17 protein-coding genes are annotated in these 20,505 nt (G+C 51.5%); 10 read left to right on the top strand and 7 right to left on the bottom strand.

Going from position 1 to position 20,505, the window contains the following annotated elements:
* The first annotated feature begins 97 nt into the window (after positions 1–97).
* Positions 98–640 (top strand): cell division protein ZapC, encoded by a 543-nt coding sequence (gene zapC / locus FDW96_RS21705; RefSeq protein WP_042314201.1) that lies wholly within the window; start codon positions 98–100, stop codon positions 638–640.
* On the opposite strand, the gene FDW96_RS21710 is transcribed toward zapC, so the two are convergent.
* Entirely contained in the window at positions 637–1,746 is a 1,110-nt protein-coding gene (locus FDW96_RS21710) for a YcbX family protein (protein ID WP_137366294.1), read from the bottom strand. The two genes, zapC and FDW96_RS21710, sit on opposite strands and share 4 nt — an antisense overlap.
* A 98-nt stretch (positions 1,747–1,844) precedes the next feature.
* On the opposite strand from FDW96_RS21710, the gene rlmKL reads away from it, so the two are divergent.
* The 6 genes from rlmKL to rmf all read left to right on the top strand — a co-directional run bounded on the left by rlmKL (position 1,845) and on the right by rmf (position 9,761).
* Positions 1,845–3,953, top strand: a complete 2,109-nt coding sequence (gene rlmKL / locus FDW96_RS21715) for a bifunctional 23S rRNA (guanine(2069)-N(7))-methyltransferase RlmK/23S rRNA (guanine(2445)-N(2))-methyltransferase RlmL (protein WP_061381847.1) — start codon at positions 1,845–1,847, stop codon at positions 3,951–3,953.
* 12 nt (positions 3,954–3,965) lie between these two features.
* Positions 3,966–5,873 (top strand): ABC transporter ATP-binding protein, encoded by a 1,908-nt coding sequence (locus tag FDW96_RS21720; protein WP_042314196.1) that lies wholly within the window; start codon positions 3,966–3,968, stop codon positions 5,871–5,873.
* Between the two features lie 15 nt (positions 5,874–5,888).
* Entirely contained in the window at positions 5,889–7,142 is a 1,254-nt protein-coding gene (gene pqiA, locus FDW96_RS21725; RefSeq protein WP_137366295.1) for a membrane integrity-associated transporter subunit PqiA, read from the top strand.
* A 4-nt stretch (positions 7,143–7,146) separates the two neighbouring features.
* Positions 7,147–8,787 (top strand): intermembrane transport protein PqiB, encoded by a 1,641-nt coding sequence (pqiB, locus tag FDW96_RS21730; RefSeq protein ID WP_137366296.1) that lies wholly within the window; start codon positions 7,147–7,149, stop codon positions 8,785–8,787.
* On the top strand, positions 8,784–9,347 hold the full coding sequence (gene pqiC, locus FDW96_RS21735) for a membrane integrity-associated transporter subunit PqiC (protein WP_114682366.1): 564 nt from the start codon (positions 8,784–8,786) through the stop codon (positions 9,345–9,347). The genes pqiB and pqiC overlap by 4 nt, the downstream gene beginning before the upstream one ends.
* Positions 9,348–9,593: 246 nt before the next feature.
* Complete coding sequence (rmf, locus tag FDW96_RS21740) at positions 9,594–9,761, top strand: ribosome modulation factor (protein ID WP_003035871.1); 168 nt, start codon at positions 9,594–9,596, stop codon at positions 9,759–9,761.
* A gap of 114 nt (positions 9,762–9,875) precedes the next feature.
* Here rmf and fabA read toward each other — a convergent pair whose 3' ends face one another.
* Together fabA and FDW96_RS21750 are read right to left on the bottom strand one after the other, a co-directional pair.
* Positions 9,876–10,394 (bottom strand): bifunctional 3-hydroxydecanoyl-ACP dehydratase/trans-2-decenoyl-ACP isomerase, encoded by a 519-nt coding sequence (fabA, locus tag FDW96_RS21745; protein WP_003035875.1) that lies wholly within the window; start codon positions 10,392–10,394, stop codon positions 9,876–9,878.
* Positions 10,395–10,462: 68 nt separating this feature from the next.
* Positions 10,463–12,223: a Lon protease family protein gene (locus tag FDW96_RS21750; RefSeq protein WP_137366297.1), complete on the bottom strand. Its 1,761-nt coding sequence runs from the start codon at positions 12,221–12,223 to the stop codon at positions 10,463–10,465.
* Between the two features lie 185 nt (positions 12,224–12,408).
* On the opposite strand from FDW96_RS21750, the gene matP reads away from it, so the two are divergent.
* Positions 12,409–12,861: a macrodomain Ter protein MatP gene (gene matP / locus FDW96_RS21755; RefSeq protein ID WP_042314187.1), complete on the top strand. Its 453-nt coding sequence runs from the start codon at positions 12,409–12,411 to the stop codon at positions 12,859–12,861.
* 98 nt (positions 12,862–12,959) lie between these two features.
* On the opposite strand, the gene ompA is transcribed toward matP, so the two are convergent.
* Complete coding sequence (ompA, locus tag FDW96_RS21760; RefSeq protein ID WP_042314186.1) at positions 12,960–14,018, bottom strand: porin OmpA; 1,059 nt, start codon at positions 14,016–14,018, stop codon at positions 12,960–12,962.
* 357 nt (positions 14,019–14,375) lie between these two features.
* The gene (gene sulA / locus FDW96_RS21765) at positions 14,376–14,885 is read right to left on the bottom strand and encodes an SOS-induced cell division inhibitor SulA (RefSeq protein WP_042314183.1); all 510 of its coding nucleotides are present in this window, start codon (positions 14,883–14,885) and stop codon (positions 14,376–14,378) included.
* A gap of 216 nt (positions 14,886–15,101) precedes the next feature.
* Between sulA and FDW96_RS21770 the strand changes: the two genes are divergently transcribed.
* Positions 15,102–15,716: a TfoX/Sxy family DNA transformation protein gene (locus FDW96_RS21770; protein ID WP_079224781.1), complete on the top strand. Its 615-nt coding sequence runs from the start codon at positions 15,102–15,104 to the stop codon at positions 15,714–15,716.
* Here the strand turns inward: FDW96_RS21770 and yccS are convergent.
* Together yccS and FDW96_RS21780 are read right to left on the bottom strand one after the other, a co-directional pair.
* Positions 15,685–17,847, bottom strand: a complete 2,163-nt coding sequence (gene yccS / locus FDW96_RS21775; RefSeq protein ID WP_042314206.1) for a YccS family putative transporter — start codon at positions 17,845–17,847, stop codon at positions 15,685–15,687. The genes FDW96_RS21770 and yccS overlap by 32 nt on opposite strands.
* 18 nt (positions 17,848–17,865) lie before the next feature.
* A complete protein-coding gene (locus FDW96_RS21780) occupies positions 17,866–18,312 on the bottom strand; it encodes a YccF domain-containing protein (protein ID WP_137366298.1) in 447 nt (148 codons plus the stop codon).
* Positions 18,313–18,437: 125 nt separating this feature from the next.
* Between FDW96_RS21780 and helD the strand changes: the two genes are divergently transcribed.
* Positions 18,438–20,492 carry a DNA helicase IV gene (gene helD, locus FDW96_RS21785; protein WP_137366299.1) on the top strand — a complete coding sequence of 685 codons (2,055 nt, stop codon included), beginning with the start codon at positions 18,438–18,440 and terminating at the stop codon, positions 20,490–20,492.
* Positions 20,493–20,505 lie beyond the last annotated feature (13 nt).

Consider the following 20,505-nt stretch of genomic DNA (forward strand, 5'->3'; position numbering starts at 1 on the left):
TTATTTAAACATTCTGAGCTTTTATTATTAGGGCAATAAACGAAGCGGCAAAAGGATACTGTCGTAATGGCGATGATTAAGGAAAGGAGAGAAACTGATGCGAATTAAACCCGACGATAACTGGCGCTGGTATTATGATGAAGAGCACGATCGTATGATGCTCGATTTAGCCAATGGTATGTTATTCCGTTCGCGTTTTGCTCGTAAAATGCTCACTCCTGATGCATTTTCTCCTTCCGGATTTTGCGTTGATGACGCCGCGCTTTATTTTTCCTTTGAAGAAAAATGCCGCTACCTGGATTTAGCGAAAGAACAAAAAGCGGAACTGGTGCTCAATGCGCTGGTGGCTATTCGTTATCTTAAGCCGCAGATGCCAAAAAGCTGGCACTTTGTCGCCCACGGCATTAACTGGACGCCAGTGGTAGGGGACGCTGCCTGTGTCGATTTAAGCGATACCGATGAGCAGGTAAACCTGTTAGTGGTTGAACCGGGTGAAAACGCCGCGCTTTGTCTGCTGGCACAACCGGGCGTGGTGATTGCCGGGCGCACCATGCAGCTTGGCGACGCAATTAAAATCATGAATGACAGACTGAAACCGCAGACCATGGTTGACAGTTTCAGCCTTGAGCAGGCGGTTTAACTTTCCAGCCTGATTGCCGTTTTGGGCACACAACTACAGCACAGAATCGTCCCGTCATCTCCCATCGCTGATTTTTTCAGCGGGCTCACTTCGCCTTCTACCAGCCGAATTCGACAGCATCCGCAAATTCCCGCCCGACATGAGTAGGGAACCCGGATACCCTGGTTTTCCAGCTGTTCAAGCAATACCTGCTGATTATTTCCGCGAAAGGTCTGTCCCTGCCACTCGATAAGCACCGTGGCATCGGGTTGTTGTACCGGGGGGGCAGTATCATCAGTTTCTGCCGCGCCATATACTCTGGCCGGACCGGTGGACAGAATTTCAACCTCGTCGCCAACGCGAATCACGCCACTGTTACGCGCAATGAGATTCTGACCAAAATCGACATCGCCGTTATCCGTTGCAGTGCGAAAGCTTTGCAGCGTGGCCAGCGGTTCGCCGGACGGATGCTTCTGACCTTTCTCAGGGCTGACGGTAGTGAAAATGCAGCGGCTACAAGGTTTAGCCACGTCAAAAATAACCTCGCCAATGCGGATCACTTTCCAGGTATCTTCTTCCCAGGCGGCAGCGCCTGAAACCACCAGATTGGGGCGGAACTGTTCCATTTTTACGCTTGCCGGGCAGCGCTGCTGCAAATCGCGCAATGACGCTTCGTTAGTTAAAAGGTAGGGATAACCATCGGCAAAGGATAAAGGAACATCATCGCGGCGCTTCACCCGGCGCGTCAGCTGCGGACCAACCCAGCGAAGCTGTACGTCACGGGAGAAAAAACCGCTAAGCCACTGGTTGATAGCCGCTGGCGCAATACGCGCGGTAAAATGGTTGCCCCACACTTCTGTCGGCGCATCCTGCAGGGCGAAGTCGGCAAATCGCACAAGCGCGCTGCTGCCGTCTGGCGCCGTAAGATGCAATCCATCGTGGAAAGGGGAAGGGGTAAAACGCACCATCTGTGGGAACTGTCGGGCGGTAATGAACGTCCCGTCGGGTTCGGTAATCATAAAAATGCGATCAAAGGCGAGACCACTAACGTCTGCCAGAGCGTGGGTAAGCCCAATACCGCGCATTGATTTAACCGGATGAATAAAAAGTCGGGTTAACGTGACCACTGTACAGCCCCTCGAGCGAAAATAAGCCTTCAACTTTATGACATACCGCCCATATTAGCTATAATGCGCAGCAATTTTCTCGGAGTAAAAGTGACATTATGAATTCTCTGTTTGCCAGTACGGCCCGCGGGCTGGAAGAGCTGTTAAAAACTGAACTGGAAAACCTCGGCGCGCTGGAGTGTCAGGTCGTTCAGGGTGGGGTCCATTTTAAGGGCGACACGCGGCTTGTTTACCAGAGCCTGATGTGGAGCCGCCTGGCCTCGCGCATTATCCTGCCGATGGGAGAGTGCAAGGTCTACAGCGATCTTGATCTGTACCTCGGTGTTCAGGCAATCGACTGGACAGAGATATTTAATCCGGGCGCTACATTTGCGGTGCATTTTAGTGGCCTGAACGAAACTATTCGTAATAGCCAGTACGGGGCGCTGAAGGTGAAGGATGCGATTGTCGACGCCTTTACCCGTAAAAATCTGCCGCGTCCGAATGTGGATCGGGAATCTCCGGATCTGCGCATCAACGTGTGGCTGAATAAAGATACCGCCAGTATTGCGCTCGATCTGAGCGGTGATGGCCTGCATCAGCGTGGGTATCGCGATCGCGCAGGTCAGGCGCCGATTAAAGAAACGCTGGCTGCCGCCATTGTGATGCGTTCAGGCTGGCAACCGGGCACGCCGTTACTCGATCCGATGTGTGGCTCCGGTACGCTGCTGATTGAAGCGGCAATGTGGGCAACCGATCGTGCGCCTGGTCTGCACCGTGGATATTGGGGGTTCAGCGGTTGGGCGCAGCACGATGACGCTGTGTGGCAAGAGGTTAAAGCCGAAGCGCAGGTGCGCGCGCGTAAGGGTCTCGCAGACTACACCTCGCACTTCTATGGATCTGACAGCGATGCTCGCGTAATTGAAAAAGCCCGCAGTAACGCCCGTCGCGCCGGAATTGCTGATCTGATGACGTTTGAAGTCAAAGATGTGGCCAAACTGAGCAACCCGTTACCGAAAGGTCCGTACGGGACGGTTATCAGCAACCCGCCATACGGCGAACGCCTGGATAGCGAACCGGCGCTGATTGCCTTGCACAGCCTGCTGGGGCGCACAATGAAAAACCAGTTTGGCGGCTGGAATCTGTCCCTGTTTAGCGCCTCGCCGGATTTGCTCAGCAGCCTGCAATTACGTGCCGATAAGCAGTTTAAAGCGAAAAATGGTCCGCTGGATTGCGTACAGAAGAACTATCACGTTGCAGAAACTAGCACCGACAGTAAGCCTGCTACGGTCGCCGAAGATTATGCCAACCGCCTGCGTAAGAATATTAAGAAGCTGGAAAAATGGGCGCGTCAGGAAGGCATTGAATGCTACCGCCTGTACGATGCAGACCTGCCGGAATACAACGTAGCAGTGGATCGTTACGGTGACTGGGTCGTGGTGCAGGAATACGCGCCGCCGAAAACGGTCGATGCGCAGAAAGCGCGTCAACGTCTGTTCGACATCATTGCCGCTACGCTCTCGGTACTTGAGATTGCTCCGAATAAACTGGTGCTGAAAACCCGTGAACGTCAAAAAGGTAAGAACCAGTATCAGAAGATGAATGAGAAGGGTGAATTCATTGAGGTAAGCGAGTACAACGCGCGTCTGTGGGTGAACCTGACTGACTATCTTGATACCGGTTTGTTCCTCGATCACCGCATTGCGCGTCGCATGTTGGGTCAGATGAGTAAAGGTAAGGATTTCCTCAATCTGTTCTCCTACACCGGTAGCGCCAGCGTTCATGCCGGACTGGGCGGCGCGCGGAGCACCACGACGGTTGATATGTCGCGTACCTACCTGGAATGGGCTGAACGCAACCTGCGTCTTAACGGCCTGAGCGGTCGCGCTCACCGTTTAATTCAGGCCGATTGTCTCGGCTGGCTGCGCGATGCCAATGAACAGTTCGATCTGATATTCATCGATCCGCCAACGTTCTCTAACTCTAAACGCATGGAAGACTCGTTTGATGTGCAGCGCGATCATCTGGCGCTGATGAAAGATCTAAAACGTCTGTTACGTAAAGACGGGACGATCATGTTCTCCAACAACAAACGTGGATTCCGTATGGATCTCGAGGGGCTGGCTGAACTGGGATTAAAAGCACAAGAAATTACCCAAAAAACGCTTTCCCAGGACTTTGCCCGTAACCGTCAGATCCACAATTGCTGGCTGATTACCGCAGCCTGAAAGGATAAGTAAATGTCATTGATCAGTATGCATGGTGCATGGCTATCGTTCAGCGATGCGCCACTTCTTGATAATGCGGAACTGCATATCGAGGATAACGAACGCGTCTGTCTGGTAGGCCGTAACGGCGCGGGTAAATCGACGCTGATGAAGATCCTGAACCGTGAACAGGGTCTTGACGACGGGCGTATTATTTATGAGCAGGATCTGGTCGTCGCGCGTCTGCAACAGGATCCGCCGCGTAACGTCGAGGGCAGCGTGTATGACTTCGTTGCCGAAGGTATTGAGGAACAGGCTGAATACCTGAAGCGTTACCACGATATTTCGCGCCTGGTAATGACCGATCCGAGCGACAGAAATCTGAATGAGATGGCGCGGGTTCAGGAAATGCTCGATCACCACAATCTGTGGCAGCTCGAAAGTCGCATTAATGAAGTGTTGGCGCAACTGGGGCTGGATCCTAACGCCGCGCTTTCGTCGCTGTCTGGTGGTTGGCTGCGTAAAGCGGCGCTGGGCCGTGCGTTGGTGAGTAATCCGCGCGTACTGCTGCTGGATGAACCGACGAACCACCTGGACATTGAAACAATCGACTGGCTGGAAGGGTTCCTGAAATCCTTCAACGGGACAATTATTTTCATTTCCCACGACCGTTCGTTTATTCGCAATATGGCGACGCGTATTGTCGATCTTGACCGCGGAAAGTTGGTGACCTATCCGGGGAACTACGATCAGTATCTGCTGGAGAAAGAAGAAGCGCTGCGGGTAGAAGAGTTACAAAACGCGGAGTTTGATCGCAAGCTGGCGCAGGAAGAAGTTTGGATCCGCCAGGGTATCAAAGCACGTCGTACCCGTAACGAAGGCCGTGTTCGCGCCCTGAAAGCGATGCGTCGCGAGCGCGGGGAGCGTCGCGAAGTGATGGGCACGGCGAAGATGCAGGTTGAAGAGGCGAGCCGTTCGGGCAAGATTGTCTTCGAAATGGAGAATGTGGATTATCAGGTTGATGGTAAGCAACTGGTAAAAGATTTCTCCGCGCAGGTGCAGCGCAGCGACAAAATTGCGTTAATTGGCCCTAACGGTTGCGGTAAGACGACGCTGCTCAAACTGATGCTAGGCCAACTGCAGGCAGACAGTGGACGCATTCATGTTGGGACCAAGCTGGAAGTGGCTTATTTCGATCAGCACCGTGCTGAACTGGATCCGGATAAAACCGTGATGGACAATCTGGCCGAAGGTAAGCAAGAGGTGATGGTTAACGGTAAACCCCGCCATGTGTTGGGCTACCTGCAGGACTTCCTGTTCCATCCAAAACGGGCGATGACGCCAGTACGCGCGCTCTCCGGCGGAGAACGAAACCGCCTGTTGTTGGCGCGTTTGTTCCTGAAACCCAGTAATCTTTTAATTCTCGATGAACCAACGAACGATCTTGACGTCGAAACGCTGGAACTGCTTGAAGAGCTGATTGACAGCTATCAGGGCACCGTACTGCTGGTGAGCCATGACCGTCAGTTTGTGGATAATACCGTTACGGAATGCTGGATCTTCGAAGGCGGTGGTAAAATTGGTCGTTATGTCGGCGGTTACCATGACGCGCGCAGCCAGCAATCGCAGCATGTGGCGTTTAAACAGCCCGTTGTGAAAAAAACAGAGGAAGCTGTTGCTCCTAAAGCAGAAATTGTCAAACGTGGCACGAGCAAACTAAGCTATAAACTGCAGCGCGAACTGGAGCAGCTCCCCGCATTGCTTGAAGAACTGGAAGCTAAGCTGGAAACATTACAAGCTCAGGTTGCTGACGCCACTTTTTTCAGTCAGCCGCACGAGCAAACGCAACAGGTTTTAGCTAATCTGAACGAAGCGGAACAAGAACTTGAGCAAGCCTTTGAGCGCTGGGAGTATCTTGAATCTTTGAAGAATGGCGCATAATTTAAAGGAGCACATATGTGCGAACATCACCATGCCGCGAAGCATATTTTGTGCTCGCAGTGTGACATGCTGGTGGCGTTACCGCGCCTGGAGCATGGTCAGAAAGCGGCATGTCCACGATGTGGCACTACGTTAACGGTTGAGTGGGACGCGCCAAGGCAGCGTCCTACTGCCTATGTTTTAGCAGCGCTGTTCATGCTGCTTTTATCAAACCTCTTCCCTTTTGTGAATATGAACGTCGCAGGGGTAAGCAGCGAAGTGACGTTGCTGGAAATCCCCAGCGTGCTTTTCTCAGAAGATTACGCCAGCCTCGGCACGTTTTTTTTATTATTTGTCCAGTTGGTTCCCGCGTTTTGTTTACTGACTATTCTGCTGCTGGTGAATCGGGCCGAAATGCCCGGCTGGCTAAAGGCCCGACTGGCGCGCGTCCTGTTTCAGTTGAAAAGCTGGGGGATGGCGGAAATCTTCCTCGCTGGGGTGCTGGTCAGTTTCGTTAAGCTGATGGCGTATGGTGATATCGGCGTGGGCAGCAGTTTCATCCCATGGTGTTTCTTTTGTGTTCTACAACTACGGGCGTTCCAGTGCGTTGACCGCCGTTGGCTGTGGGATGATATTGCGCCAATGCCTGTCATTAAGCAGGAATTAAAGCCAGGCGTGCCCGGTATCCGGCAGGGGCTGCGTTCTTGTTCCTGCTGCACCGCGATTCTTCCCGCTGACGAACGGGTGTGCCCACGCTGCGAGACCAAAGGCTACGTGCGTCGTAAAAACAGTTTGCAATGGACGCTGGCGTTATTGTTCACGTCAATCATGCTTTATCTTCCAGCCAACATCCTGCCGATCATGATCACCGATTTGCTCGGTTCCAGGTTACCGTCAACGATTCTTGAAGGTGTGGTTTTGATCTGGAGCGAAGGCTCTTATCCGGTGGCGGCGGTTATCTTTATCGCCAGTATTATGGTGCCGACGTTGAAAATGATTGCCATTGCCTGGCTATGTTGGGATGCCAAGGGGCACGGCAAACGTGACAGTGAACGTATGCACTTGATTTATGAAGTGGTGGAATTTGTCGGTCGCTGGTCAATGATCGACGTTTTTGTGATTGCGATACTCTCTGCGCTGGTGCGTATGGGGGGGTTAATGAACATTTATCCTGCAATGGGTGCTTTGATGTTTGCTTTAGTCGTCATTATGACAATGTTTTCTGCGATGACATTTGATCCGCGTCTGTCGTGGGACCGTGAACCAGAACCAGATCATGAGGAGTCCTGACAGCATGGAATCTAAAAGTGGGGAAGCCAAAGTGCAGAAGGTGAAAAACTGGTCGCCCGTGTGGATATTCCCAATCGTTACTGCGCTCATTGGCGCGTGGGTCCTGTTTTATCACTACAGCCATCAAGGGCCGGAAGTCACGCTGATTACCACCAATGCCGAAGGGATTGAAGGGGGCAAAACGACGATTAAAAGCCGCAGCGTCGATGTCGGTATCGTCGAGAGCGCCACTCTGACGGATGATTTGACCCATGTGGAGATTAAAGCTCGCCTTAACTCCGGAATGGAAAAGCTGCTGCATAAAGACTCTGTTTTTTGGGTTGTTAAGCCGCAGGTTGGACGTGAAGGTATCAGCGGCCTGGGCACGCTATTGTCCGGGGCATATATTGAACTGCAGCCCGGCAATAAAGGCAGCAAGCTGGAAAATTACCAACTGCTGGATGCGCCTCCGCTGGCACCGCCAGATGCGAAAGGGATCCGCGTGATACTGGACAGTAAAAAAGCCGGGCAGTTAAGCCCGGGCGATCCGGTATTGTTCCGTGGTTATCGCGTGGGTTCGGTTGAGACCAGTACCTTTGATGCGCAAAAACGGACTATCAGCTACCAGCTTTTCATCAATGCGCCTAACGATCGTCTGGTGACCAGCAATGTACGTTTCTGGAAAGACAGCGGGATCGCCGTGGATCTTACCTCTGCAGGTATGCGCGTAGAAATGGGATCGCTCTCCACGCTGTTTGGTGGTGGCGTAAGTTTTGATGTGCCAGAAGGCTTAGAACAAGGTGAACCGGTTGGGCAACAGTCCGCGTTTAATCTTTATGACGATCAAAAAAGTATTCAGGATTCCCTGTATACGGATCATATTGATTACCTGATGTTCTTTAAGGATTCGATTCGTGGTTTGCAGCCAGGCGCACCGCTGGAGTTCCGCGGTATTCGTTTGGGGACGGTAAGCAAAGTACCTTTCTTTTCACCGAATATGCGTCAGGTATTTAACAATGATTATCGTATTCCAGTGCTGGTACGTATCGAACCAGAACGCCTGAAAGCACAGCTGGGCGAGGACACTGATGTTGGCGCTCATCTGGAGCAATTGCTCAAACGTGGATTACGCGCATCGCTGAAAACCGGGAACCTGGTGACCGGCGCGCTGTATGTTGATCTCGACTTCTACCCGAAAGAACCGCCGATTACCGGCGTGCGCGAATTTAATGGTTACCAGATTATCCCGACGGTTAGTGGCGGTTTGGCGCAGATCCAGCAACGTCTGATGGAAGCGCTGGATAAGATTAATAATCTGCCGTTGAACCCGATGATTGAGCAGGCGACCAATACGTTGTCAGAAAGCCAGCGTACGATGAAGCATTTGCAAACTACGCTGGATAACATGAATAAGATCACGTCCAGTCAGTCAATGCAGGATCTTCCGGCAGATATGCAAAATACGTTGCGTGAACTTAATCGTAGCATGCAGGGCTTCCAGCCAGGATCTGCCGCCTACAACAAGATGGTGGCGGATATGCAGCGTCTTGATCAGGTACTGCGCGAACTGCAACCAGTACTGAAAACGTTGAACGATAAGAGCAATGCGCTGGTATTTGAAGCGAAGGACAAAAAAGATCCAGAGCCGAAGAGGGCGAAACAATGAAAAAGTGGCTAGTGGTGATGATGGCGGTCTGGCTGACGTCATGCAGCTCCAGCGGAGAAAATAAAAGCTATTATCAGCTTCCTATCGCGCAAGGTGGCGTCCAGAGCTCCGCCAACCAGGGTAACCGTCTGCTGTGGGTTGAGCAGATTGCGGTGCCGGACTATCTGGCGGGTAATGGGGTGGTTTACCAGACCAGCGATGTGCAATATGTGATAGCGAATAACAATCTCTGGGCCAGCCCATTAGATCAGCAATTGCGCAATACGCTGGTGACGAACCTCAGTATGCAATTACCTGGCTGGGTTGTTGCTTCGCAGCCGCTGGGAAGCACGCAGGATACGTTGAACGTCACTGTAACCGGCTTCCACGGCAGGTACGATGGGAAGGTTATCGTAAGCGGCGAATGGCTACTGAATCACCAGGGACAGTTGATTAAACGCCCATTCCACATCGAAGCTGTGCAGACTAAGGACGGCTACGATGAGATGGTGAAGGTTCTCGCCAACGCCTGGAGCCAGGAAGCGACGGCAATTGCTCAAGAGCTAAAACGCATTCCTTAAGCTTAAATAATTGTAAATTATACCGCCCCTGGTTCGTTGCCCGGGGCGGTTTTTTTTGCGTGAAGATAACTGTTCTGACTGATTATTTTTGTACAAATGATTTTGCGGGTAGCTCACAAATATGACACTGGCGTGAATTTTGCGCATTGACGAGCCTGATGTTTAGGGGTATTCGTTTAGTGTGATTGCACACTTAGTAATCACTGTTTTCTTTTCCACCAGAACTAAAGATGAGGGAAACGAGGCATGAAGAGACAAAAACGAGATCGCCTGGAACGGGCACATCAACGTGGATATCAGGCCGGCATTGCCGGACGCTCAAAAGAAATGTGTCCCTATCAGACGCTGAATCAGAGATCATACTGGCTGGGAGGCTGGCGAGAAGCCATGGGGGATAGGGTTTTAATGGCCTGATTCTGTCTCTTTAGATAAAAGAAACCTCCGCAGAGCGGAGGTTTCGCCTTTTTGCAGACCGGATAAGGCGTTTATGCTGTCATCCGACAACGACGCAATGCCTGATCTCTGCGATTAGAACGCGGAAGTATCCTGGAAGAGGCCTACTTTCAGATCGTTTGCGGTGTAGATCAGACGACCATCAACCAGCACTTCACCATCAGCCAGGCCCATGATCAGGCGACGGTTAACGATGCGTTTGAAGTGAATGCGGTAAGTGACTTTCTTCGCGGTCGGCAGAACCTGACCGGTGAATTTCACTTCGCCTACACCCAGCGCGCGGCCTTTACCTTCGCCGCCCAGCCAGCCGAGATAGAATCCAACTAACTGCCACATGGCATCCAGACCCAGGCAGCCTGGCATTACCGGATCGCCGATGAAGTGGCATCCGAAGAACCACAGGTCCGGGTTGATATCCAGTTCAGCTTCAACATAACCTTTGTCAAAGTTGCCACCGGTTTCGGTCATCTTAATGACACGGTCCATCATCAGCATGCTTGGTGCAGGCAGTTGTGGGCCTTTTGCGCCAAACAGCTCACCGCGACCAGAGGCAAGAAGGTCTTCTTTTGTATAGGATTCGCGTTTATCTACCATGTTCTCTGTAAGCCTTATTTTATTGAAGCACGCAGGATAGCTAACACGTGTACGCTGAACAAGTCCGATCAGTTCGGAATAATCCAGTTCAACCAACGTAGCGGCCATGGAAAACGATGACGGCCTTCCTGCTGCGTTGCTGTCGCAATGCGCTCCTGGATGGTTTGCATCAGCGTTGTCTGGCCTTCGCCATCCCACACCAGATTTAATAACAGCGGCAACGCATCGGTCACGTCGTCCACCGCCCATATAGTGAATTTTTCTTCTTCTATCGCCTGTAGCAGCGCTGGTTGCAGGCTCAGATGCCTGACGTTAGCTGATGGAATGATAACGCCCTGTGTGCCTGTCAGCTCACGCTGCTGACAGATGGCGAAGAAACCTTCAATTTTCTCGTTCAGACCGCCGACAGGTTGCGCCCGACCAAATTGATCGACGGAACCAGTAATGGCGATGCTTTGATTCACAGGGACGTCGGCGAGGGCGCTAATCAATGCACACAATTCCGCCATCGACGCGCTGTCACCGTCTACTTCGCTGTATGATTGCTCAAAGGTCAGCGAGGCTGAGAAAGGAATTTGCTGTTCCAACTGGAGTTCAGACATCAGGAACGCCTGCATAATCATCATGCCTTTGGCATGAATATTTCCTCCCAGCTCGGCTTTGCGCTCAATATCCGTGAATTCGCCATCGCCAATATGCACCACGCAGCTGATGCGTGATGGTTCCCCAAACGCGCGAGGGTGACCCGGAAACTCAATGACCGACAGGGCGTTGATCTGACCAATTCGCTCGCCTTCCGTTTCAATAAGGATTTGCTCTTGCAGGATCTCATCCTGCATACGTTCGGCCAGGAATCCTTCCCGCCATTCGCGCTGCGCCAGCATCAGGCTGAACTGTTCCGCTGTGCAGGTTTCGCTCTCGCATAGCGGGGCCACTTCTTTGAACTGTCGGATGATCCACAAGGGGTTAAGCGTCAACGTATCCTGTTCGCCGGTATAGCGCACCGCTTCGCGGATCAGAACCTGCCAGGCATCAGGCGCGGGGTAGGGCAAATTGTTGCGCGTGGCGGTATGCGTTACCCACTGGCACCACTGTGTCATGGTTTCGGCATCGACTATCTGCAGGTTGTCTTCAAATTCGCTGTAAATGGCCTGCTCAGCCAGTTCTGGCTCCATGTCCTGAAAATCCGCCAGTGATTCGCGTTCACCGACTAAAATCACTTTCAGTTTAAGCGGCATAGGCGGAACGGAAACGGGTAATGGGCGAGACTCATCAAAAGCTATCCAGTCAAAACGCTCGTGGCTGACGATGGCTTTCAGGCGCATCCACAGCAGTGGCTGGGCCAGCAGCGTGCGTAATGAGATAACCAACACCCCGCCATTCGCCTGATGTACCAGACCTGGCTGCAGCGTAATGTCGCCATTGAACTGACGCAGACAGCCAAACAGTTGTTCGGCTTCAACCCAGTCAGCGTTGACCACCTGAGTTAACGTCGCAAAATTGTCTTCTGCTTTTTCTGCTGTACGATACCGGATAGTGTGACCAGAGATATCATAATGACCTCCAGTCAGGCGCCCTGCATCCGTGTGTAGTGTACGTGCGGCTGTCGCAATAAGGTTAAGGTATTCAAGCTCTTCTGGCGCTTTTACCAGCATGAACGAGGACGTCGTCCAGTGCTGCAGAAGCTGCTCTAGCGCGAATTGTAAACGTGGCTGAGTATCACTAAGTAAGGTATCGGTGTCGTCAGTGACGTGCGGCTGTGCAAATACTTCCTGATAACTGTCGGTATCAGGAACCAGATCACGCCATGCAAGTTTCGTAATGGTCAAAGTTGATGTTTTTTAGTCTGTTGTTAAAAACGAGATTATACCGTAACCCTCATCACTACACACCTGGAAAGCACTGCGAAACGGTTGTGATGACGCGCGGCAGTTCACAGGCTGGATATTCTTTTCTTCAGTTGCTCAAAAAGCTGATATTCTGATAAGAGTTACACGGTAACATTGAGATCGCAATGAAATATCAACAACTTGAAAATCTTGAAAGCGGCTGGAAGTGGAAGTATCTGGTGAAGAAGCATCGTGAGGGGGAATTAATAACCCGTTACGTGGAGGCCAGCGCTGCCAAAGAAGCCGTTGATTTATTGCTAACCCTCGAAAATGAACCGGTTCGGGTCAATACCTGGATTGAAGAACACATGAACCCTGCGCTACTCAATCGTATGAAACAGACCATACGGGCGAGGCGCAAGCGGCACTTTAATGCTGAGCATCAGCATACGCGAAAGAAATCTATCGATCTGGAGTTTATGGTTTGGCAACGCTTAGCTGGCCTTGCGCAGCGGCGGGGTAAAACGCTTTCTGAAACCATTGTGCAACTGATTGAAGATGCGGAGCATAAAGAGAAGTACGCGAATAAAATGTCGACCTTAAAACAGGATTTACAGGCACTACTCGGAAAAGAGTAGTGGCAGGGTGGTTTAATGGGTGACGTAGTAGTGTGCTTTGATTAAAACACAGATGAAAAAAAACCCCGCGATGCGGGGTTTTTTTATAAGACGATAACTTAAGCCTGAGGCTGAGTTACAACGTCTTTGATACCTTTAACTTCGATCTCAACACGACGATCCGGAGCCAGGCAGTCGATCAGTGCAGCGCGAGCTTTCACGTTGTCACAGGTGTTGCCAGTAACCGGGTTAGATTCGCCCATGCCACGTGCAGAGATTTTGTCAGAAGGAATACCTTTAGAGATCAGGTAATCAACAACGGACTGAGCACGTTTCTCAGACAGACCCTGGTTGTAAGCGTCAGAACCGATGCGGTCAGTGAAGCCCAGAACCACTACGGAACCGTCTTTCGGATCCAGGTTGCTCAGCTGGCTGTACATCTGGTCCAGAGCCTGCTGGCCTTCTGGTTTCAGAGTTGCTTTGTTGAAGTTGAACAGAACGTCAGACTTCAGAGTGAAGTGCTTGGTCTGTACTTCTGGAGCCGGAGCCGGAGCAACAACTACTGGAGCTGCTTCTTCCTGCTGGCCGAAACGGTAAGAAACACCAACGCTTAACAGACCGTTATCCGGACGACCGCCAACGGTGTTCGCGTCACCGATGTTGTTGGTCCACTGGTATTCCAGACGGGTAGCGATTTCAGGAGTAATTGCATACTCTACGCCACCAGCGAATACTGGGGATACACCAGTGTCGTGGTCTTTGAAGCCTTCGTTGTTTTTAGCGTCTGCACGCCAAACCATACCACCCAGACGGGTATAAACGTCCAGATCGTCAGTGATTGGGTAACCCAGTTTAGCGGTCAGCTGAACGCCCTGAGCTTTGAAAGCGCCGTTTTGATGAGTCTGGTCGGTGTAGCCTTTGTACGGCATACGGCCTAACCAGTCGTAACCCATTTCAAAACCTACGTACGGGTTAACCTGATAACCACCGAACGCACCAGCACCCAGTTGGCTTTCGTGGGTAGGACCGGCGTTGTTGATCTGGTTGTTGCCAACATCATGGTACTGAGACCAGCCCAGTTTAGCACCAGCGTACCAGGTGTTATCTTTCGGAGCGGCCTGCGCCACGGTAGCGAAACCAGCCAGTGCCACTGCAATTGCGATAGCTGTCTTTTTCATTTTTTGCGCCTCGTTATCATCCAAAATTCGCCATGAATATCTCCGAAGAGAGATAACACGGTTAAATCCTTCACCCGGGGACCAGTTCAATAGTTACTCTACCGATATCTGCGGCTTACGCCGAGCACCCCTGGCGATGTAAAGTCTACAACGTAGTTGAAAACTTACAAGTGTGAAGTCCGTCAGGCATATGAAAAAAAAAGGCTTGTATACATAATATTTAACATTTATTGATGACTAAATGCACTGAGGATTTCCTGAAAACCGCTTGAGACAGGCGTTCGGACGAAAAACGCGTTAAAGCTCAAAGGCAAATTGAAGCATGAAAAAAAATTCCAGGATAAATCCTAATTTTACTCAATGATACAAATTCGAGTGAATTTTTAGCCCGGAATGCTGTCTCCCCGCAAGTGACTGTGCGCGAACAGGACGCATGATAAATCCCATAGCATTTCCTACATCAGCCGCTTTTACCAGCTCGGCATGTTCATCTTCCGTCAATTCTTCTGCCAGCCAGCCGATAACGACGCTGTAATTACCTGTGCGCAGCGCACGGATCATCGATTCCAGCGTATTACAGGGGGAGAGTTGGCTAATCTGCATTACTTTTGTCAATGGAAGTCCGGCTGACTGCACCCACTCCCGACTTAATTTTTGCTGAGGCGTCAGCCACAGCTGCCAGCGTGATTGCTGCCCTAACTGTTGCAGGAGGGGAAGCAGCAGTAGTTGCGTCATCATGGGCTGGTCCTCGCGATAGACTACTTCACTGATAAGCCCAGCGGTTGCGTTCTCTGATGAAACGCGCGCAATGTTGCTTGATGCGGAAGAGAACGACGAAGAACGATTTGCATAGCCTGAAGTGTACATAATCAATCCAGCCCTGTGAGTTACTGTATGGATATACAGTAACCCTGCTATCAACAAAGATCAACCTTATTTTCGGAAACAGGTTCGCAATTTTTAGTCGTAGTTACGGGAAAAATAAAATTCATCTTGCCCCATGCGAATAAGTTGCCTATTTTCGTCATTAACGGATCTGCTACTGAAAATCATTTGCTTACGTTATGATTTAAAAGGATTTTTATGAAAGAACTTTCTTATGCAAAGATCTATAAATCACAAGAATATCTGGCATCTCTGGGAACCATTCATTATCGCTCACTGTTTGGCAGCTACAGTTTGACGGTTGGGGATACGGTCTTTGCGATGGTCGCCAGCGGTGAGTTATATCTTCGGGCCTGCGAGCAGAGCGTACAGTACTGTGTAAAAAATCCGCCTGTCTGGCTGACATTTATAAAGCGCGGGCGTCCGGTGGTACTCAACTACTATCAGGTGAATGATGCGCTGTGGCAAAACCAGCAGCAGTTAGTGTCGTTATCGCGGTACTCATTGGATGCTGCTGTTAAGGAAAAACAGAGTCGCTTTGCTCAACATCGTCTGCGGGAACTACCAAATATGACGTTTCATCTGGAGACCCTTTTAAATGAAGCGGGAATTAAAGATGAGGGAACATTGCGAACGTTGGGCGCCCAAATGTGCTGGCTGAAACTGCGGCAAAATAATCCAGCCCTGACGGTAAAAATACTTTATGCCCTTGAAGGCGCGGTCGGTGGCGTGCATGAAGCAGCGCTCCCGGCGGTCCGTCGCCAGGAGCTGGTGGAGTGGGTCAGTTCCCTGACGCCGAAGCCGGGGTATTAGAAGGCAGCACGGCAATTTGCTGTTGTAATCGCCGGATTTCCGGGAGCAGGGCGATCAATAGCCCAACTTGCTGTATAACAAGCGGTTCTTTACTATCCGGACGTGGCTCAAGATGCTGAATTCGATGCTTTAGCCCCTCCAGCGCCTGGTAGACGCGCTGTTCGTCTGCGGGTTGATAGTGAAGCGCGTCATCAACGTAGCAGACGGCATCATCCAGTAATGCCAGAACTTCCGGGTTGGTTAACTGTTCGCGGTGTGCGCCAAGGGCGGAAATGTAACTGGTAAACGTATGATTGAGGCACAGCAAGCGAAATGCTGTTTCTCGCGTTTGGGCCGTGACATCCGGTTCACTCGACATGTTCGACACCACGGAGGCAAGCTCTGCATCACGATTGTGCGCGTCACGACGGGCGATACGGTATGCCATACGATTATCACGACCCTGATGATATTGTTCAAGAATAGCATCGAGGTAACGACAGTTTGCGTCAGTGGCCCGCTCAATGACACGCGGCAGGTTACGAAAACGCCAGTCTGGCCAGATAAAACTGACGGCTGCCCAAGCGATGGCACACCCAATCAGCGTATCGATGACGCGCGGCAGCGCCACTTCGAAACCTTCACCGAGCAGATTAAAGCACAGCAATACCAGCAGCGTGATAAACATCGTGGCGTGTGCATACTGGACGTTGCGAAAGGCAAAAAACAGTACGCCAGTGATCACCAAAAGTATCAACTGACCTTCCAGAGAGGGAACAAACCACAGAATAGGCAAACCAATGGCGATCCCTACCAATGTGCCGATAATCCTTAGCGCCAGGCGATGTCGGGTGGCGTTGTAGTTTGGCTGACAGACAAACAGACTGGTCAGCAGGATCCAGTATCCGTGGTTCATCCCGGTAATCTGGATGATGGCATAGCCGACACAAAGCACCAGCGACATGCGCACTGCATGGCGAAACAGGGCTGACTCAGGCGTAAAATTACGGCTCAGACGTAACCAGATATCGCTGAACCCATGCGGACTGTCATCGGCAAGCTGATTTTCAGACTCATTACGCGAGAGTACCTGAGCCTGTTCTGACTCGATGGTGGCCAGTTGGGCGTCGATAGCTCGCAGGTTTGAGAGCAAAAATCCCAGCGTGTTGAGCAGGTCTGCAGGCGCACCGCTCGCACGCATACGCTCCAGGGCGGCATCTATATGCGTGAAGACGCGCTCAAAGTGCGGATCGTGCTGGTAAGGCGTGCGTAATAAAATACAGCGGGACAACTGGGTGCAGGCTTGCCCCTGCATCGACATCAAGCGCTGGAAGCGAAACATTACGTCGCTGTGACGGAAATGGTCGCGTAGCGTTTGATACTGAATATGTGAGGAGCTGGCGCGTTCGTGAATATCCTGCGCTACAAAATAGTAATGTAGCGTTCGACGCGTTCCGCGCTGTCCGCGGTCACCGCGCAGGCGAGTCAGTAACGATACTTTGGTCTGGTTTAGCGTCGCCATCAATTGCCCATTAGCGAGGGCCAAATCATATAACGGTGCCTGGCTTTCATCTTCAATGTCGGGATCAAAAAGGCGTGATTTCAGTTCCAGGTAGTGCGCTAACTGTTCGTAGCTACGCGCAAGGTTGTCCTGTAGTGGGCGGATGGGGAACAGGAGATGCCCGGTCAGCGTCAGAAGGTTGTACCAGATAGCACCAGCGAGCAACAGGATCGGCTGCTGATACCACTGATCGTAAAGCGACGTTCCCAGCATGGTATAAATGGCAATCAACAACGCACCAAAAGCGATGGTTGCATAGCGCTGGCCTAACCCCCCCAGCAGAATGAAGCCGCTGGTGGAAAGCGTTAATCCAATGGCAAACAGCCATGGCCATGGGAAGAGCAGTTCGACAGAGGCCGAGGCAATAAAAAAGCAGATCAGCGTGATGATCAAATTGCGCAGCCGGCCAGCGAGACGATCGTCCAGATCGGTCAGCGCGGCAGCGACCATACCCAGCGTGAGCGGGATGGTCAGCTTAACATCGCCCAGCCACCAGGGCAGCGCTGTGGTGCCACAAAGCGCGATAAAAATTCTCACGTAGTACAGCCAGGTGCTGTTCCAGGTATAGCGTTTAAGCAGTGGACTTAACATAAAGGCCATCAGTCCTGATTATTCAAAGCGACGGCGCGCATTGGCTTCACGCGCAGCGCGGGCAACTTCGACTGAAACCACCCGACGACCCACCGGCCAGAGCGCAATAGCAGCGATTTTAAAGTTCGCGATGCCCACCGGAATACCAATAATCGAAATGCACTGGGCAATACCGGAGACAATGTGCATCAGGCACAGCCACCAACCGAAGAAAATCAGCCAGAAAATATTGAGCAATGTGCCACCGGTATTAAGAAACACGTTTTTCCCTGCCGGATTAAGTTCATCGACATGAATCGCTTCGTTGCCATAGGGAAACAGCGAGAGTCGGGTTATTTCCCAGCATGACCGGGTCAAGGGTAAAGTAAAAATAAGCACAATACTGACCAGCGTAGCCAATAACCAGGCTAAGGTGGTGGCGAACCCACCTAGCACAAAATTTAAAATATTCAGAACAGTACGCATAAACCCTCGATTAACTCTGGTTTTCTGTGAATTCGGCAATTGTAACGTTTTTTTGGGCTGGAGCACGTTTTCTCTGGCGGTTACACTGATATGCAAACCTCTTCGTGTGGATCCGCTTGAGTCTTATGGAACTGAAAGCAACTTCTCTTGGAAAACGTCTGGCGCAACACCCTTATGATCGGGCTGTTATTCTCAATGCCGGGATTAAAGTTTCCGGCGATCGTCACGAGTATCTTATTCCCTTCAACCAGTTATTGGCTATTCATTGCAAACGCGGCCTGGTGTGGGGAGAGCTGGAGTTCGTGCTTCCGGATGATAAGGTGGTACGGCTTCACGGCACAGAATGGGCGGAAACCCAACGCTTCCATCACCATTTAAATACGCTCTGGCAGCAGTGGAGCCAGGAAATGAGTGAGGTGGCTGCTGGAGTGTTACAGCAACAATTGGATGCGATTGCGGCCCGGACAAGTGAAAATAAATGGCTGACACGTAGCCAAACCTCAGGATTGCAACAGCAGATCCTCCGTGCCTTTGCGGCGTTGCCGCTACCGGTGAAGCGGCTGGAAGAATTTGAAAATTGTCGTGAAGCGTTACGCCAATGCCAGGCATGGTTGCAGGATATTGAGGCCTGTCGTTTACAGCACAATCAGGCCTATACCGATGTGATGCTGGCAGAGCATGCCGAGTTTTTCCAGCACATTGAATCTTCGCCGCTGAACCCTGCCCAGGCGCGCGCGGTGGTGAATGGTGAGCAAGCCTTATTGGTACTTGCCGGGGCGGGAAGCGGCAAAACATCGGTTCTTGTCGCTCGTGCGGGTTGGTTGTTAGCGCGAGGCGAGGCGGCGGCTGAACAAATTCTGTTGCTGGCGTTTGGACGCAAAGCAGCCCAGGAGATGGACGATCGCATCCGTGAACGTCTGCATACGGACGAGGTCACCGCGCGGACGTTTCATTCACTGGCGCTGCATATCATTTCACAGGGCAGCAAAAAAGTCCCGACAGTTAGCAAGCTTGAAAATGACGCCGTTGCGCGCAGCAAACTCTTCATTACTACCTGGCGTCAGCAGTGCAGCGAGAAAAAAGCGCAGGCAAAAGGTTGGCGACAGTGGTTAGAAGAAGAGATGCAGTGGTCTGTACCCGAAGGTAACTTCTGGGACGACGAAAAATTACAGCGGCGTTTGGCCTCCCGTCTCGATCGCTGGGTTAGCCTGATGCGTATGCATGGCGGAGCGCAGGCGGAGATGATTGCCAATGCCCCGGAGGAGATCCGCGACCTGTTCAGTAAACGCATAAAGCTCATGGCGCCCCTGCTCAAAGCCTGGAAGAGCGCCCTGAAGGACGAGAATGCCGTCGATTTTTCCGGGTTAATCCATCAGGCCATTGTTATTCTGGAAAAAGGGCGGTTTATTAGTCCCTGGAAGCATATTCTGGTCGATGAATTTCAGGATATTTCTCCTCAGCGTGCCGCCTTGTTGGCCGCGCTACGTAAGCAAAACTCGCAGACTACGCTGTTTGCCGTAGGCGATGACTGGCAGGCCATTTATCGGTTTAGCGGGGCGCAACTATCTCTGACCACCGCGTTCCAGCAAAACTTTGGCGAGGGCGATCGCTGTAATCTGGATACGACTTACCGTTTCAATAGCCGTATTGGCGAGGTCGCAAATCAGTTTATCCAGCAGAATCCTCATCAGCTTACGAAACCGCTCAACAGCCTGATGACAGGGGATAAAAAAGCCGTCACCTTGCTTGATGAAAACCAGTTGGATCTGCTGTTGGATAAACTGTCGGGTTTTGTGAAAACAGAAGAGAGAATTCTGGTCCTGGCGCGATACCATCATCTGAAACCGACCAGTCTGGAGAAAGCGTCTACCCGCTGGCCTAAGCTACAGCTGGATTTTATGACTATCCATGCCAGTAAAGGGCAGCAAGCGGACTACGTTATTGTCGTCGGTCTTCATGAGGGTAATGATGGCTTTCCTGCGCCAGCCCGCGAGTCGATTATGGAAGAGGCGTTACTCCCGCCGGTTGAAGATTTTCCGGATGCCGAAGAGCGAAGGCTGCTGTATGTGGCACTAACGCGCGCACGTCACCGGGTGTGGTTGCTGTTCAATAAAGAAACACCATCGTGTTTTGTTGATGAGCTTAAGCGACTGGATGTACCCGTAACGAGGAAACCCTGAAATGCAGGCGGTA

The sequence above is a fragment of the Citrobacter sp. TBCS-15 genome (genome assembly GCF_005280815.1).
Classification (GTDB): domain Bacteria; phylum Pseudomonadota; class Gammaproteobacteria; order Enterobacterales; family Enterobacteriaceae; genus Citrobacter; species Citrobacter werkmanii.

Bases quoted from the DNA above. Each gene is read 5' to 3' on its own strand.
- fabA (WP_003035875.1), bottom strand. From the start codon at position 10,394: ATGGTAGATAAACGCGAATCCTATACAAAAGAAGACCTTCTTGCCTCT.
- helD (WP_137366299.1), top strand. From the start codon at position 18,438: ATGGAACTGAAAGCAACTTCTCTTGGAAAACGTCTGGCGCAACACCCT.
- pqiA (WP_137366295.1), top strand. From the start codon at position 5,889: ATGTGCGAACATCACCATGCCGCGAAGCATATTTTGTGCTCGCAGTGT.
- matP (WP_042314187.1), top strand. From the start codon at position 12,409: ATGAAATATCAACAACTTGAAAATCTTGAAAGCGGCTGGAAGTGGAAG.
- FDW96_RS21780 (WP_137366298.1), bottom strand. From the start codon at position 18,312: ATGCGTACTGTTCTGAATATTTTAAATTTTGTGCTAGGTGGGTTCGCC.
- rlmKL (WP_061381847.1), top strand. From the start codon at position 1,845: ATGAATTCTCTGTTTGCCAGTACGGCCCGCGGGCTGGAAGAGCTGTTA.
- rmf (WP_003035871.1), top strand. From the start codon at position 9,594: ATGAAGAGACAAAAACGAGATCGCCTGGAACGGGCACATCAACGTGGA.
- pqiC (WP_114682366.1), top strand. From the start codon at position 8,784: ATGAAAAAGTGGCTAGTGGTGATGATGGCGGTCTGGCTGACGTCATGC.
- yccS (WP_042314206.1), bottom strand. From the start codon at position 17,847: ATGTTAAGTCCACTGCTTAAACGCTATACCTGGAACAGCACCTGGCTG.
- FDW96_RS21770 (WP_079224781.1), top strand. From the start codon at position 15,102: ATGAAAGAACTTTCTTATGCAAAGATCTATAAATCACAAGAATATCTG.
- sulA (WP_042314183.1), bottom strand. From the start codon at position 14,885: ATGTACACTTCAGGCTATGCAAATCGTTCTTCGTCGTTCTCTTCCGCA.
- FDW96_RS21720 (WP_042314196.1), top strand. From the start codon at position 3,966: ATGTCATTGATCAGTATGCATGGTGCATGGCTATCGTTCAGCGATGCG.
- pqiB (WP_137366296.1), top strand. From the start codon at position 7,147: ATGGAATCTAAAAGTGGGGAAGCCAAAGTGCAGAAGGTGAAAAACTGG.
- ompA (WP_042314186.1), bottom strand. From the start codon at position 14,018: ATGAAAAAGACAGCTATCGCAATTGCAGTGGCACTGGCTGGTTTCGCT.
- zapC (WP_042314201.1), top strand. From the start codon at position 98: ATGCGAATTAAACCCGACGATAACTGGCGCTGGTATTATGATGAAGAG.